14 protein-coding genes and 2 pseudogenes are annotated in these 15,007 nt (G+C 60.7%); 12 read left to right on the forward strand and 4 right to left on the reverse strand.

The features are described 5' to 3' along the window. The first annotated feature begins 15 nt into the window (after positions 1-15). The 7 genes from E4P29_RS03370 (at position 16) to E4P29_RS03400 (ending at position 7,693) form a co-directional block, all read left to right on the forward strand. A complete protein-coding gene (locus E4P29_RS03370) occupies positions 16-1,509 on the forward strand; it encodes a hypothetical protein (protein ID WP_135041969.1) in 1,494 nt (497 codons plus the stop codon). A gap of 56 nt (positions 1,510-1,565) precedes the next feature. Next, positions 1,566-2,213 carry a hypothetical protein gene (locus tag E4P29_RS03375; protein ID WP_135041971.1) on the forward strand — a complete coding sequence of 216 codons (648 nt, stop codon included), beginning with the start codon at positions 1,566-1,568 and terminating at the stop codon, positions 2,211-2,213. 769 nt (positions 2,214-2,982) lie between these two features. Beyond that, a complete protein-coding gene (locus tag E4P29_RS03380) occupies positions 2,983-3,216 on the forward strand; it encodes a DUF2188 domain-containing protein (RefSeq protein ID WP_135041973.1) in 234 nt (77 codons plus the stop codon). Between the two features lie 377 nt (positions 3,217-3,593). Further along, complete coding sequence (locus E4P29_RS03385; protein WP_167735366.1) at positions 3,594-4,817, forward strand: SAVED domain-containing protein; 1,224 nt, start codon at positions 3,594-3,596, stop codon at positions 4,815-4,817. Between the two features lie 45 nt (positions 4,818-4,862). Next, positions 4,863-6,002 carry a nucleotidyltransferase gene (locus E4P29_RS03390; protein WP_135041977.1) on the forward strand — a complete coding sequence of 380 codons (1,140 nt, stop codon included), beginning with the start codon at positions 4,863-4,865 and terminating at the stop codon, positions 6,000-6,002. Next, complete coding sequence (locus tag E4P29_RS03395; RefSeq protein ID WP_135041979.1) at positions 5,995-6,435, forward strand: hypothetical protein; 441 nt, start codon at positions 5,995-5,997, stop codon at positions 6,433-6,435. Before E4P29_RS03390 ends, E4P29_RS03395 begins: the two co-directional genes overlap by 8 nt. A gap of 232 nt (positions 6,436-6,667) precedes the next feature. Then, positions 6,668-7,693, forward strand: coding sequence for a hypothetical protein (locus tag E4P29_RS03400; RefSeq protein ID WP_135041981.1), 1,026 nt, complete (start codon positions 6,668-6,670; stop codon positions 7,691-7,693). A 342-nt stretch (positions 7,694-8,035) separates the two neighbouring features. On the opposite strand, the gene E4P29_RS03405 is transcribed toward E4P29_RS03400, so the two are convergent. After that, on the reverse strand, positions 8,036-8,986 hold the full coding sequence (locus E4P29_RS03405; protein ID WP_167735367.1) for an SMI1/KNR4 family protein: 951 nt from the start codon (positions 8,984-8,986) through the stop codon (positions 8,036-8,038). A gap of 214 nt (positions 8,987-9,200) precedes the next feature. On the opposite strand from E4P29_RS03405, the gene E4P29_RS03410 reads away from it, so the two are divergent. The 3 genes from E4P29_RS03410 to E4P29_RS03420 all read left to right on the forward strand — a co-directional run bounded on the left by E4P29_RS03410 (position 9,201) and on the right by E4P29_RS03420 (position 11,042). Then, positions 9,201-9,815: a TetR/AcrR family transcriptional regulator gene (locus tag E4P29_RS03410; protein WP_135041985.1), complete on the forward strand. Its 615-nt coding sequence runs from the start codon at positions 9,201-9,203 to the stop codon at positions 9,813-9,815. Positions 9,816-9,895: 80 nt separating this feature from the next. Further along, positions 9,896-10,645 (forward strand): SDR family oxidoreductase, encoded by a 750-nt coding sequence (locus tag E4P29_RS03415; RefSeq protein WP_135041987.1) that lies wholly within the window; start codon positions 9,896-9,898, stop codon positions 10,643-10,645. 166 nt (positions 10,646-10,811) lie between these two features. Then, the gene (locus E4P29_RS03420) at positions 10,812-11,042 is read left to right on the forward strand and encodes a hypothetical protein (protein ID WP_135041989.1); all 231 of its coding nucleotides are present in this window, start codon (positions 10,812-10,814) and stop codon (positions 11,040-11,042) included. 446 nt (positions 11,043-11,488) lie between these two features. Here E4P29_RS03420 and E4P29_RS03425 read toward each other — a convergent pair whose 3' ends face one another. Together E4P29_RS03425 and E4P29_RS03430 are read right to left on the reverse strand one after the other, a co-directional pair. Further along, the gene (locus E4P29_RS03425) at positions 11,489-12,058 is read right to left on the reverse strand and encodes a 3,4-dihydroxy-2-butanone-4-phosphate synthase (RefSeq protein WP_135041991.1); all 570 of its coding nucleotides are present in this window, start codon (positions 12,056-12,058) and stop codon (positions 11,489-11,491) included. A gap of 59 nt (positions 12,059-12,117) precedes the next feature. Further along, entirely contained in the window at positions 12,118-12,999 is an 882-nt protein-coding gene (locus E4P29_RS03430; protein WP_135041993.1) for an alpha/beta hydrolase, read from the reverse strand. A 314-nt stretch (positions 13,000-13,313) separates the two neighbouring features. On the opposite strand from E4P29_RS03430, the pseudogene E4P29_RS26250 reads away from it, so the two are divergent. Beyond that, positions 13,314-13,462 (forward strand): annotated as a pseudogene (locus E4P29_RS26250) (IS110 family transposase); the annotation flags it as partial. Between the two features lie 140 nt (positions 13,463-13,602). Here the strand turns inward: E4P29_RS26250 and E4P29_RS03440 are convergent. Beyond that, positions 13,603-13,860: pseudogene (locus E4P29_RS03440) on the reverse strand (short-chain fatty acyl-CoA regulator family protein); the annotation flags it as partial. 34 nt (positions 13,861-13,894) lie between these two features. Between E4P29_RS03440 and E4P29_RS03445 the strand changes: the two are divergent. Further along, entirely contained in the window at positions 13,895-14,875 is a 981-nt protein-coding gene (locus E4P29_RS03445) for an iron-siderophore ABC transporter substrate-binding protein (protein WP_135041997.1), read from the forward strand. The last annotated feature ends 132 nt before the right edge of the window (positions 14,876-15,007 follow it).

Genomic DNA, 15,007 nt, shown 5'->3' on the forward strand with positions numbered 1-15,007 from the left:
CAACACCTAGAAAGTATGTCTCGGTCCGCTGACTCCAACGGCGGCCAACATCAGGTGCCGCCCGACCTGTTTGCCATGACCGCAGATATTGCGACGCGCTACGGCTCTGCGGTAGCAGTACATAGAGACCTCCTGGCACAAATTGCCTCGACACCTGATTCCACACATTCGGATCAGCGTTGGCCGGTAGACACCAACCCGCTCGAGGGTCCATCGCTGCTGGATGCCGAACTGAAAATCCACCTCCGCCACAGCTATCAAGACGCCGGGGACCTCGGATCCTTTCCTACAGAATCCAATCCGGTAGCAGTGCGCATTCACGTACAGGCCTTCGCGGCAACGTACCCCGACCGCGCATCTGCCCGCGCCGATCTACTCGACGCCGTCACCGAGGTCGAAAGCGAAGCATGGACTCGCGCGCTACTCGGCGACCGTTGGGCTGACCACGCCTACGAACTGGTGAGGGACGAGCATCCTTCTGAACGCGTGCGCGTTCGCATGTGGTTCAAGCAACGGATCTACGTGGTACTGCTCGGGCAAGACGGGGAACCCACGCTCGCTCCAGACAACTTCGCCTTCCCACGGCTATGGCATTGCATCTGCTCTGCCCGCAAGATCAGACCCCAATCCGCTTCACTGGCAGCGCACATCGAACGCGTCGGCCCCTTCTTCGACACCGACGAGATTCGGGATCCGAACACCGATGCCGATGGGGGCTGGCGGGTCGAAGTCACCGGAGTCGACCCCGCTGACCTCACGGCCTCAGCCGGGGACGCCGCACGACATCTGATGCGCCGTGTTCGTCTGCGCGGGGTGATCGACAGCAAATTTCGTGCCACGCGCGTCCATATCGAAAACGACACTGCCCGTGTGTATTTCCTCTGGGCCAAGAACCCGAACACGTTCGCGCTGTCATTGCGGCTACCTCAATCAGTCGACGACCTACCTGGACCGCCGGCCGATACACCCGGCTCCCTGGTCGCCGAGACTTTTGCGAACTGGCAGGAAAACTTGCGGACCGGATTGCTGTTCTGGGGCACACGTACGCGAATGAACGACGGGGCGTTGAATGTGTCGTGGCCCGAGGGTGGCCTTCAACATGATCGCGCGTACTACATCTCGAACGTGCCCCAGCACGACAAGTCCGGAGTCTGGCTTGCCGAAGCGGGGTTGAACATTGACAAAGCCGTTGCTGCACAGTCATCCGGTCATCTCGCCGCGTGGCTGCAGGCATACGTCAACAACGCGGCCGGGAGACCGTTCGTCGCCCACGCGGCAGCACGATGGGACGACGACACCACCGCGGTCGTCGATGTCGTCGATTCGGTACCGAACACACCAACGTCTGTGCTGACGAAACTGGTCCACGCAATCACCCATGCACTAGCCAATTCCGGCGCACGGACCATCGAATTGCATTATGTCGACGACGCTTTCGGGGCGTTCGGGTACATCGAACACCCCGATTCGGAAGGCACGATGCACCTCGACGTCACCACGATGCCATGACTTCGCACCACGATGACGACGCTGATGCAGACCTCGACAATTCACCGAGGAGGCGTATGAAGAACCGCTTCAGAGAGGACCGACGCCTCGGGCCGCTCATCACGGTCGTCACCACTCTCGTTCAAGCGATCGCTCGACGCGATCGATGGCAGATCGCCCGTAAGAGCACGGGACCTTTGCTTCGAGACCTGTTGGCCGGGCGGTACGACGACGTGTTCACTCTCGGCGTTCACGGCGAGCTGCCCTGGCTCGAAGACGTACCTATAGCTGTCGCCGACGACCGGGTTGCTCTGGTCGTCGGGTCTATCCCCGCGTCGAGTGAATCCGGACGGATTTCGATCGCAGCCGTCTTGGTCTCGCGCGATAGTCCACGGCGCTGGTTGGTCGCGGCGCTGAACTTCGATCTCATTGCAGACCGGGACTTCCAAAAACTGGTCCAGTTCGGGATGTTCGACGAGGGGGAGGATCTCGCGGCTATCGCAGCGCACGGACAACTCGACACCGAAGCAGCTGCCATCGACTGGGACGACCCCACGGTGGTCCTTCGGTCCGACGAGAAGGTCGTATGGACGGTCGCAGACGCAGTGGCCGAATTGAACGATTTCGTTCAGTCGGCGTGGAGTTGGCTGGCGGCTGATCGCATCACCTTCGGTGGCATCTACCTCCGAGCAAGGCATCCAGAACTGGTACGCGAGTATCCCTAGCCCGACTACTCAACCGCCAGCGGTTCCTTTGACGATGCCCTGCCGGTGCGAAGTTTGATCTTTTAGGCAGTCTAAAGACCGGGCTGGGGGCCGACCTTGGTCGTCTTGACTTTCATCTCTGAATACACTTCCGGCCTTTGTCGCGCGCTGCGCATTGCCGGAGCTGTGGATGGCGCACCGCGCACAAAGACGACTAACGCGATCCTGGTCCCGGCATTGTCTACACATCCCTATTCATGTCAACCCACAGGTTATCCACAGGTCTATACACAGGCAGTGTCGGACCCTTGTGATATACGGCCGTGACCAGCCGAAGCTTGCGCCTGCTACGGACGGTTGGCGTTTATTGCGCTTCTGCACGGATTGGGCACCCTTCCTTACTAAATCGCCTACCGGGTCGCCTTCAGGCGCTTCACGGGGCAGCGGGAGGGCAAATTGGGAACGCAGGGAAAATTGCAGGGGTGTAATTTAGTGACTAATATCACACAGGGCCGCTGAGATGCGGATATATAGAGAATGGGGACGAACCGACCGTTCCGGGCTCAAGAACCCCTTGCTACCCGACGAGGGTCAGGTAACACTGTCAACGCCAGCACTAGCTGGTATCGAAATGAGAAGAGGCCCAGCCAGTACGTGACCAGCTAGACCTCAAACCCAACAATTTGCCGTTGTACGGGGGAGGTTACATACAGGGCTCGCATCTACGCAAGCACTCTGTGGCTATTCATACTCTGGTGCGGCTCTTCTCTCGAATCCCGAGGGGAATCCTGTGAAGAAGAACGACCGAATCGTCACGACGAATCCGAACGGCGGCTGGGACGTCAAAGGTGGCGGAACGCGCTCCAGTGCACACGCACCGACTCAGAAAGAGGCCGTCGCCCGGGGACGCCAGATCGTCGGCAACCTCGGCGGTGGCGATCTCAGCATTCAGGACCGCGATGGGAAGATCCGGGCAAAGGACACGATTGCACCTGGAAACGACCCCCGCAGGTCAAAAGGCTAAGCGCCAACCGAAACCTCGGTAAGTCTGCGTCGTGCGATGACGCCCCCTTTGGGGCGACGTCGCACCTATCCAAGCCTCGCAGCTTACGGACGCTTACTTCAGACCATGGCTCGAAACGGTCGACAGCGACGACATTAGCTCCACGTCCCAGTTGCAGAAGCGACCCGACGGATCATCGCGTGTCTGCGTAGCCGGGCTATTCACGACGGCGCACGCAGACCCCGGTGTTCCATCGTCGCCGATCTGTCTATGTGGGATGCGCTCAAACGTGCGGGCTCTACATCAACTCGCCTTCAAGCTGACGTGTCTGATCTGCGAACGACAAGCCGATGGAACCATTAGATGTGCTCGAACTACAGGAATCAGAGCCGATACCGATGACCAAAACCGACCGCTCGCATGACAACTGCGACTCGACGGAGGAATCTCAACTAGTAAAGGCGATCGACCGCAACGGGAAACGCGTACGGGTCGACGATCTCGACGCACGAAGGGTGTGGGTCGCTGCCGGCGGCCGATGCACCTTCTGCAAAGAGTTCCTGGCCGACAACGAGAACACCGGCCAATCAGTGTTCACAGGACAGCTAGCCCACATCGTCGGCGCCACCGCAGAGCGGGGATCTCCACGAGGTGCGAGCCAAAAAACGCTTAAGCAACGGGCCCAACCTGAAAATTTGATGCTGCTGTGTCCGGGCGAGCACAAGGTAATCGACACCCGTGAGCACTGGGCCACTTACAGCGAGGAACAGCTTGCTGCATTCAAACACCAGCACGAGCGAGACGTCCGGGAACTCACCGGGCTTTTGCGCAGACCCAAGACCACCGTGATCCGTGTTGCAGGGGACATCCGGGGACGGGCCGTCGATTTCAGCAAGCAAGCTGTCATCCGAACACTGCTGCGCGAGCAGCGCTTTCCAGATTTCAGCCTTCACGACGACAGCCAAAATTGCGAGGTCGACCTGCGTCCCCGAGACGGTGAGGACGACAGCGACGCCAGTTACTGGCAATCGTCGATCCTCACGCTCGTCAAGCGCCTGAAACCGCTGAACAACCACCTCAAGATCAATGAAATCGACCATATTTCGGTGTTCGCGCTAGCGCGAATACCGATCCTCGTGCAGCTCGGTGTCCTGTTGGATGACGTCACCAACGTCACCGTGCATAACCGCCGACGCGGAACGGGAGAAGGGTGGGGCTGGTACGCCGAAGGAAGGAGTAAGGACCTCACGTTCGAGGTCTACGAGGTGGCAGGCGACGGCGATCCGGTCGTCACATTCAGCATCAGCGGACCAGTGGACCTGGATGCACTCCCGGCAGAGTTACAAGGTAGGCCCCGCTACGACATCTTCGCCAAGGGCGCGAACCTCAACCCAAAGATCTTGCAGAGCGTCGAAGACCTGGAAGCTCTCATCGATAAATGGCGGGAGTTACTCGCAACTCTCGAAGCGAATCACCGAAATCGCCCGATCAATCTGATCCTAGCGGTGTCCGCGGCCGCGGCGGTCGAGATCGGTCGTGCCCATATGGCGGGAGCACACGCCAAACTCAGAATTTTCGACCGAATCGACAACACCTACGTCCTAGCTCTCGAGACGGCGTGAAACCCCGCTCGTCCTCGTCGCCCACTCGACACGAAGGTATCGCACATGACCATCCTCGCTGACACCCGAGAAGCGCAGGTCTCGCAGCTCCTCGGAACAACAATCGAGCATCTCGACATCACTGACGCCGCATTCAAAGCGGCCGAAAGCTGCTATCTGCATCTCGGCGAGCACCTCGCCCAAGCGAACGCGCAGGTCTTCGTTCAGGGCAGTTTCATGCTAGGCACCGTCGTCCGCCCCCACAATCGCACCGGTGAGTACGACCTCGACCTAGTAACTCAACTGGACGTCGCAAAGACGTCGATCACGCAGAAGGATCTGAAGGAAAAGGTTGGCGCACTCCTCGCCGACTACCGCAAAGACCACGACAGTGACATCTGTGAGAGCCCTGCTGAGCTCTCCGAGGGTCGACGCTCGTGGTGCCTGCACTACGGCAAGTTCCACATGGACGTCCTTCCCGCCATTCCAGACGCCGATTCGCGGTCGGAGACCGCGATCGAACTGACGGACCGCAACTTGTGGAACTGGCAGAAGTCCGACCCACTCGGATACGTCTTATGGTTCCGTGAGCAATGCGCCAAACAGTTCGAGGAGCAACGCGCCATCCTTGCCAGCGCGTACGGGTCAGTCGACGCAGTGCCCAAACATCGGGTCCGAACGCCACTCCACCGCGTGGTTCAGATCCTTAAGCGACATCGAGATATGTACTTCGCAGACGACCTCGATCACCGGCCACCATCCAGCCTCATCACAACCCTCGCGGCCAAGGGATATGAGGGCGAAACGGACCTGACCGACGCGACAATCAAAGCAGTACAGCGCATGCCCAGACACATCGACGAGCGCAACGGTCGATACTGGGTGGAGAACCCCGCATGTGCTGGTGAAAACTTCGCCGACAAATGGAACGAGTACGAAGATCGCCGCATGAAGTTCCACGCCTGGCGCGCGGCTGTCGAGCGCGATCTGCGCGACCTCCTCCGCCTGACGGATGGCGCAGTCGCACTGCACCAACGGATGGCTAAATCCTTCGGCGACGCGCCAGTGCAAAATGCCCAAAAGACTATCGGCGAACGAACCAACAACGCACGCAAGAACGGGCAAGTTCACTTCGCAACCGGTGGGCTACTCACCACCACAACGACAACGACCCCCGTTCGCGAGCACAGGTTCTACGGTGGCTAAACCGCGCGGACGACAATTGACTGTTGCACATCAGGCCGGCCGTTTGAAGCAGCAGTTCCAGGATGAACCGGGACCGATCGTGAAGAAGGGGGAGCTTGTCTGGTCGGTAACCCTGCAGCCAACCCCGATCAGTGTCCACTACAAAGTAGGCGTTCGATATAGACATCGCCAACGCCCAACTGTGAAAGTGTTGCACCCGACGCTCGACACCCGCCCGAATGAACCACTGCCACACATTTTTCCGGGAAACGAGCTCTGCCTGTACTACAAAGACGAGTTCATTGGCACCGAGCACTTCATTGCCGACACCATCATCCCGTGGGCAAGTGAGTGGCTGTACTTTTACGAACAGTGGATGTCCACGGGTACATGGTTCGGTGCCGAAGCGCCACATCAGCCCGACACCCCAAAACGCGGTTCACGAACGGTGTGAATCAACCACACGGTCAAGACATCTTGACGGTGCGGTAACTGCCGCGAAACCCATGTTGATCGTGGCGCGCGCATGACTCGGTTAGCGTCGGGCGGTGATCATGTGCGAGACGTTGTCAACCTCCTTTGCGATAGTGCGTGTCCAACGTCGTGGGGTCGACTCCGTTACCAGCGTCGAGGGCGCATACCCGGGCCCAGCGATCATCCCGACGGAGGAAGGTGCGCAACTGATCGTGTCGGCCTTCGACATCTTCGACCGCAGCACCGTCTACGACGTCACCATGTGCGCAGAAGTGCTGTCCATGCCTCCAAGCAGCGACACTGCCGAATGGGACGTCGTCGAAGAAGCCGACCTCGTCGTCACCGAAGAACTCGAAATCTGTGACGCCGTAGGTCAACGACTTCCCTTGCTGTCCAACGAATTTGCGGAACTCCACGGTCTCGTCAGAATGCAGGTATCGGCGCGCGGCCGATCCGGACCGAACCCGGAAGTTCGCATTCGCGTCTGGGCGTCATCGTCCCCCGCGGAACGCGCGCTGCTCAAACATACCGACCGAGTCGACATGACCCAGTTCGCCAGCCCGCCGCCCGAACCACTGCCCATCGACGCCGACGAGCCGCTCTACGCGCATTCAGTCCCTGACGTGCCCGTGACGAGCGTCCTGAACCCCACGGTGCCCTCGGGCTCGGTGGTATCGCGATGGTCGATCCTGGCCCACACACTGACCGAACGTGGAGCTGTCGCCCTCGGGACCGCACTGTCGGCGGCGGTTCGGGAATCGGGACTTGAGCATGATTCGGCCGAGGGTGACGCTCAGTTGCCGGCGGAGATGGAACAATGGTTTCTGCTGGTGAACTCGCTCGGCGAACACGAACGACATACGTTGTTGCCGAACCTGAATCTCCTGTTGGCTGCGCAGTCCGACAGCTTTCGCGCCATGTTTGTGCAAGCGTGGGACTCTGCGTCCGACGGTGAAGCGGCATCGCGAACGGCCGCGGTTCCCGCGTACGGGTTCATCGACGACTTCGTACCACTCGCCGAACGAGACGCAGTCGCGCTCGTGGTCGATGTACGCCAGGGGGAGCTGAGCGGATGCGTGACGGTGTTCGATCCGGTCGATGCGGATACGAACGGGCCGGCGTTCCGATCGATCAGTGCACTGCTGGAGGTCTTGAACGACGTGCTGCTTCGGGATTCGCTGTTCGTGGGCGGGCGCCCTCGCTTCGAGCGAGGGGAGCTTTCATGGGATCTGCAATGAGCTCCGATCGCGTAACAGCAGCAACGACCCCGTGACCGCCGACCGGCGCAACCATCACCGCACCGGCCGAACGCCTCTACGGTTGCCGAACGAACCAGGTGCGAAAACTACATCCACCCCAGCCTGGGCGCTCTACGTTGGTTCTCAATCAACGCGCGCTACAAGGTAGCTATCCGTCGAGGGTGCAGCGGACAATGGTGTTACTTTTGCCCGAGCATATGTAGCGTGCGTTCGCATCGACAGCCGGCTAGGCCGTTAGTGCATTCACTGTCGAACGAGACATGCGGTGTTCCGCCAATCATGGAGGTAGCAAAGGGGATGGGATGCGCACGCACGTGTCAATCATTGCCCCGCGACTTCGAATTCGACTCGACCGGGTGGTAGTTCGACGACGATGATGTCGTTTCCGGTGCCGGTGGCGAACACGGTGTAAACGGTTTCGGTGCCATTCACCTGAACCCACCAGTTCATGTTGGCTCCGCGCTGGCGCGGTAGTCGGCGATACACCGCGCGGGCACCCTCGACCACCGACCCCGGATGCAGGGCACGGGCGGTGTCGATGACGGTGCGGTGAACGACGTCGAGATCGACCAGGTCGTCGCCGTCGTTGACCTGCGAGGGACGAAAGTCGGTGGGCGCGAACGGTAGGAAAATTACTGTGGCCGGTGGTTGCGGTGGCGCCTCGGGCATTTCGAACTCCCAGTTCAGGATTCCGTCCTCGACGGTGGGTCTGAGCTCCTGGAAGTCGGTGCCGTCTTTCATGCTGCGGCAGACGGAATCGATGTAGTCAGCCACGGAGGGGTGGTAGCGGGATCCTTCGTCTGCGGAGTCGGCGGCGAAGTGGCGCACGCATCCGCGATGGGTCCCGTCTCGGGTGTCGACGTACAGGGTGCTGCTGTCGGCACCTTCCTCGGCGAACGGGACGTACGAGCTGATGAACATCTCCGCGGTCTCACCGGCCTTTTGGGCGCGGATGATCGCCGGCCATTCGTCGCCGAGATCGTCGATCCGGTGTGGGTTTTCGAGCAGGCTCGTGTGCCTTTGCTGGACTTCGTCGAGAGAGAGCAGGATGAACCCCGGTAAGGCGGATCCGGCCCAGTTGCCCTGGTTCATGGCGTTCTGGCCGTCGTGCAATGCGTAGAACTCGCGTAGTTCCTCGGTCCACACGGTGGTGGCATCCTCGGCGGCCTCGCGCTCGGCGGCGGGTCGCGGCGGACGGATCGACGCTGCGGTGACCGGGGCAAGCTCTTGGAGCACCGCCATGAATGCGGACCAAGAATCTGTGACTGTCATAGAGTGCATTCAACCTGCCGGATCAGCGTCGGCCGTGCCGAATCCAGATTGGGTGCGGAAACTGCCGTTTGAGCGCCAACTTCTCCTCGCCCGCCATCACGTATTCAAGGCTTCTGTCAACATGTCACAACGGCCAGGCTTCTTGACGGAGCGATAACCGTAACGCCATATCAGCGTTATATTCCAGACAGTCCAAAACTGTTATCCTCAGGGCATGGCACGCCCTCGTAAGTTCATCGAAGCGGACGTCATCGCTTCTGCTGGAGAGCAGTTCATGATCGCAGGCTACGGCGGCACCACACTCGATGACCTTGTGAAGGCGACCGGGCTCGGTAAGCAGAGTCTGTACAACGCTTTCGGCGGTAAGCGCGAAGTGTTCCTGAAGGCGCTCACTGCGGAGGCGACGGAGGCCGTGGCAGCAGTCGACGATGCCCTTGCGAATGCGTCGTCGACCCCGGTCGAAAAGATTCGTGCCCAAATGCTCAAGCTGGCGATTGCCCTGAGCACTGGGCACTCGTTCGGTTCACTGTTCATCACAGCAACCATGGAAATGGCGCAACGTGACTCGGATGTAGCCAATACGGCCCTCTCCGCATACACGGCGCTGCGTGACACGTACCGCCGCTGCCTCGCCGACGCGCAAGCGATCGGTCAGATCGATTCGGATGTCGATGCTGGAACACTCGCCGCGTATTTCGTCGCAGTAACTCGCGGTATGGAGGTTCTGGGCAACGCGGGCGTCGACCGAGCGGAGCTGACCGGCATCGCTTTGGCCTCTCTACGCGCTCTCCCTATGACTGGTGACGGTGACTGCATGTCGACGCCGTAGTCTGCGACTGGAATTTTGACCGTTTGGACCATAACTGCTAGTTTTGGACAGAACGGTCAATAACCTAGTAGGAGGCAACCATGGGACAGATGGACTCGCGCACTGTATTGGTCACCGGAGGAACATCGGGCATCGGCCGTGCAGTCGTCACCAGGTTCATCGAGGAAGGCGCGCACGTCTTCGTCACCGGTCGTCGGCAGGCTGAAATCGATGCTCTGGTTGCAGAACTGGGGACCGGGGTCACCGGCATGCGGGGTGACGTCTCCGATCTCGAAGATCTCGATCGTGTGTATGCAGCAATCGCCGAACGAGGCCAAGGACTCGATGTTGTCGTGGCCAACGCAGGAGGAGGCGCATTCTCCGCGCTCGCCGACCTCGAGCCCGAAGACTTCGACCACACTTTCGGAATCAACGTCCGCGGAACCGTGTTCACCGTCCGGAAAGCGCTGCCGCTGCTGAACGCGAACGCATCGATCGTTGTCACCGGCTCGACATCTGCGTCACGCGCCATCGCATCGTTCGGCGTCTACTCAGCGAGCAAGGCTGCGATCCGGCAGTTCAGTCGAGTGTGGGCAATAGAGTTGGCAGACAAAGGAATCCGAGTCAACACCGTCACCCCCGGACCGACCGAAACGCCTGGTCTCGCCGGCCTGGCGGCTGACCCGGCACAAGCGCGTGCCTTGCTCGACGGCATGGCAGACGGTGTTCCGCTCGGACGCCTCGGGCAACCCTCTGAGATCGCCGATGCCGTCCTCTTCCTGTCGTCTCCGCACGCAAGTTTCATCACCGGGAGCGAACTGTTCGTCGACGGCGGCGAGTCTCAGGCGTAAACACCTCCACAAACCTCCGGCCAGATGGCCACACGTGTGATCGCCGGTGCAGCCGGCAGCGACAGATGAGATGCAACTGAATGCGACTATGGTCCCCGACTGGTTCCGATTGAGCGAGGTGCGCCGCGGAGGCGGGATTACCAGGTTGTATCCCGACCCGCCGACGGTGAGTGCAATCGAACTGATGTGGACTCCGAACTCCGCCCTCGACCACCGTCGTGCAGAACTTCAATTGGCGCAGGTCATGTCGCCGGCGGTCATCCTCATTCCCACTGCGTCCAGACTTGCGCGGACCGTTCGCGCTGCGAAGGCGTCCAACTGGACAATTTCCTCCACCTGTCGAACATCAGGTGTCTGGTTCGATCTCGATCGTCAGGATGTGTCGACGGTGCTCTAAATGTCGCTTGAGCGCCACAGCCCGGGGACGTCGGTCCACCACGTGTGTGGGTCCGTTTTGTCTGCGGCAGTGGTCATCGATCCAGTCGGCCGCCACTGGGTTGGGTGGAGTTCGCCGACTGTATTGTCCGTTGTCGCTTGGTTGTACACCCTCGGTTTGTCGTCAGAGGGTTGAGAAGCGTGCGATTGTTCCGTCGGGTGCGATGGTCAGAGCACGTGGAACCCCGGAGTCAATCGGGCAGCGGATTCGATTCCAGTGATTGGGCTATGGCACCGTGGGCCACCGCCCATGCCGAGACAGCGCAGAGGGGTTCTCGGTGAAACCCCTCCTCGTGGAGGTAGCGTGCGTAGGGTCCGAATCGCATTGCTCGCAGGAGGGCGTCCCACATGTGTTTGGCCTGTCGTCGATCTGTTGGGTTGTAGCGGTAGCGAAGTGCCGCAGCCGCTTTACGAATGAACTGCCAATCCGTGGCGTTCTGCGTACCAGTGGGCGTCGATGCTGTCGACCACGGACCCGTTGTCGTGAACGAGTCGGCAGATCAGTGCGACTGGTGCATGTCCGGCTGCGGTGATCACGTCGAGTGCACGTTCGTAGACGTTGGAGGTGGTCGCGGATGGCCGACTGCATCGAACGGGCATGACGTGACCTGGTCGCCGCAGGTCTTCGGGATTCGTGCCCGGATCTGCAAGTTTTCGGAGTGTGAAACTGCGATCGATTGCCGAGATTCCGGTGCCTACTCCCACTGCGTCCACGGCCACGGTAAAGCCTAGTTCGCTTCTCTCACTGTCGTATACGGGTTGGTCGGGAATGCGCAGGCGATCGAGTTCGTCGGAAAACATGGCAGCATGTATCAGCCCGGAGGAAAAGCGCACTGCTATGGCGACCTCGTCGGCGGTTACCGATTCAGCGGGACAGAACAGCATGGCACCTTCGTGGTCTGGCAGTACGGTCAATCCTGTCGTACGCCGGTTCCCAGTCCATTGCATGGTGTTTCGTTTCGACGTTGGTGCGCTCATATCGGTGGTCCTGTTCGACTGCGAGATTGGTTGCTGCTCAGTGGCGAGATGGGTTGCGGCTACGCCATGTCGAACAGTCGCACCACTTCGCGGGCCAGTAGGCCCTGTCCGTCGGCCAGGGTGTCGAGAATGTCGAAATGGTTGTTGTCCATACGGTGTAGGTCGACAGTGTGGCCGCGCTGGTCGAGCGCTGCTGCGTACTCGGCGGACTGGCGCTCGAATTCTGGGGTTTCGCGCGAGCCGTACGCAATTACCGTGGGAGGGGCCTGATCCGGAATGTGATCGTGCAGGCTCAGTTCAGCTGCAGAGGACGCGTCCAGTCGCAGGTCGGAGTTCAGGAACGTGTAGCGCAACGGTCGGAGGTCGACCACTGAGCTGACGGCCAGCGCGCCTGCGAAGGGGACGGCCGGGAGCGCGTAGTCGCCGGCCCAATCCGTGGTGAGTAGCGTCGCGACTGCATGCCCACCGGCAGAGTGTCCGCCGATGACGATGCGGTTGCTGTCGACTCCGTACGCCGAAAGATGGGTGTGGAAGTGCGCATATGCAGCGCGGTGTTGTCGCATGATCTCGGCGATGGTCACCGTGGGGCACAGGGCATAGTTCTCTATGGCGACAACGTATCCGCGCTCGGTCAAGCCTTTTGCGATATAACTCCACACCTTGCTGGTGGTTGCGCGCCAATAGCCCCCATGGACGAAGAAGAGTGCTGGTCGGGTGCCGTGTTGTTCTGAGCCTGAGGGTAGGAAGACGTCGTACGTCTCTTCCAAGGTGGGGCCAAATTGCACGTCGAGCATCGCCACCGCCTGCTCACGGTAGGCGGCGCTGCGTAGGACGAAATCCTGGGCGTATGCACCGAAATCGGGGACCGTCGCCTCGATGTCGTACATCTTCTCGACGTCGGCCACAGTTGCGAAATCTCGGTACAGAGGCGGAACAGCCATGAGCTTCCCTTCGGTTAGCGCGTATAGCTCCACTTAACACCGACTACTACGACTGTGCAACAGAGATGGACAGAAGATGGTCCATTCGATCGGCGCAGCAACGGCTGTCTACAACTGTTGCCGCTCTACGCAGGGAATGTGCCCGTGCGTGGATCCGAGATTCGAGATCGGCTCTCCGATGTTGAATTACCGAAACAGTGACGGGTGATCACCTGTGGCGAACACCGTCGTCGTCTGTGTCGACCGTCTTCCTGACGGTGGCCCGTTCCGGACGTAGTAAATTGGGTGTCCCAAGATTGGGAAGGATGTACGGTCCCAGTCGCGCCTGGTACTACCGCAAACGAGCCGAAAGCACGAAGCGCAACGCGGCCCCCATCTGCCTCGCTCGACGCCGGTGCGACTCCGTGTCGCCATGCTCGAGCACAAGACCCTCGACCAGCCGCCCACAGCTCGATCTGTTTGACGGAGGTGTAGGCGGCCGATCCGGCGTCTACCTGGGCCCGAGCAATGAGCCCTTCGAGCCATTCCTGATGAAAGTAGCCAGGCTGTTCCGCAACGTGGCGTTGAGCAGGGTCGGGACCGGTCCTGCTTGAAGTTCTTCGGTCACGATCCTGCAGCCACCGTCAGCGGTCGGGCGAAGGTCTCAGCGGTGGTACCCCGGTTGTCGGCGTAGACCAGTTTGTTCGCATAGGCGATGTCGAAGCCGAGGCCGATCGCGAATTTCTTCTGTGGTGATCGGTATCCGAGTCCGCCGCTGTCGGTGGTGCGCGCGATCCACGGGTAGGAGCGGTCGTCGGGCATGGTGGCGATCTGGGTGAGGATCCGCCCCGGTGCCGCGAATGCGTCGTGCTCGACCCATAGGGACACTTCCGCGGTTTATAGGTTAGCCTTCCCTATGTCTATTTCACGATCCTCAGTCCTGTCTGCGGCAGTTCTCGCCCTCGCGCTCACCCTGACCGCATGCAGCTCCGATGGCGACAGTGCCGAACCGGCCGAGTCCGGCGGCACCGTGGTGACCGACATGTTCGGTGACGTCGAAGTTCCAGCAAACCCGCAGCGCGTAGTCGCACTCGGCTGGTCCGACGCCGAGACCGCCCTCGCCCTCGGCGTGCAACCGGTCGGAGCGAGCGATTGGCTCGGTGTCGGTGGCAACGGACTCGGTCCTTGGGTCACCGAAAAGTACGACACCGACCCCACGATCCTGGGTACCTACGACGTCGACGTCGAGTCGGTGGCCGCCCTGGCACCGGACCTGATCCTCTGGACCAGGAGCACGAACGACCAGGCCCTGTACGAGCAGTTGTCCGACATCGCCCCCACCGTTGCGGCCCCACCGAGAATCGACATCGCCTACGGGACCACGTGGGAGGGACAGACCGAGATCGTCGCGGCGGCACTCGGAAAAGTCGACGAAGGCAAGAAGTTGATAGACGAGACCAAGGCCCAGTTCGCCGAGACCATCGCCGCCAACCCCGAGTTCGCCGGAAAATCGGTGGCCGTCGGCGCGGTGTACAGCGGACAGAGCGGGGGTTACGTGCGAGGTGATGCCCGCGTCGACTTCCTCGAAGCACTCGGAATGACGAACACCCCGGCCATTCAGGACCTCGCACAGCCCGGGAAATTCAGCGTCGATCTCTCGGAAGAGAACATCGCGAAACTCGACGCCGACCTGACGGTCATGATCCCCATCGGTAGCGGACCCGAGGTCATCACCGACAACCCAAGCATCCAAGGTCTGCCCTCCGCCCGCGACGGACATCTGGTCGTCCTCGGCGACCTGAACCTCTCGAGTGCATTCTCGGCCGGTTCTGTGGCCGGAACCCGGTACGCACTGAAGAACGCAGTGCCCTTGTTGGCAGCGGCGCTGAAGAGCTGACCGCGAACTCGGCAGACCCGATCACACCCTCCCCGGCGGGAAGCCACCCGCGGTGACGCGACCCCAGGCGTCGATCACGATTGGGTTCAACGACTTTCCCTCTTCGTACATCGCCGCATGGTATTCGTCCGC

This window comes from Rhodococcus sp. 1R11 (assembly GCF_004563845.1).
GTDB lineage: Bacteria > Actinomycetota > Actinomycetes > Mycobacteriales > Mycobacteriaceae > Rhodococcoides.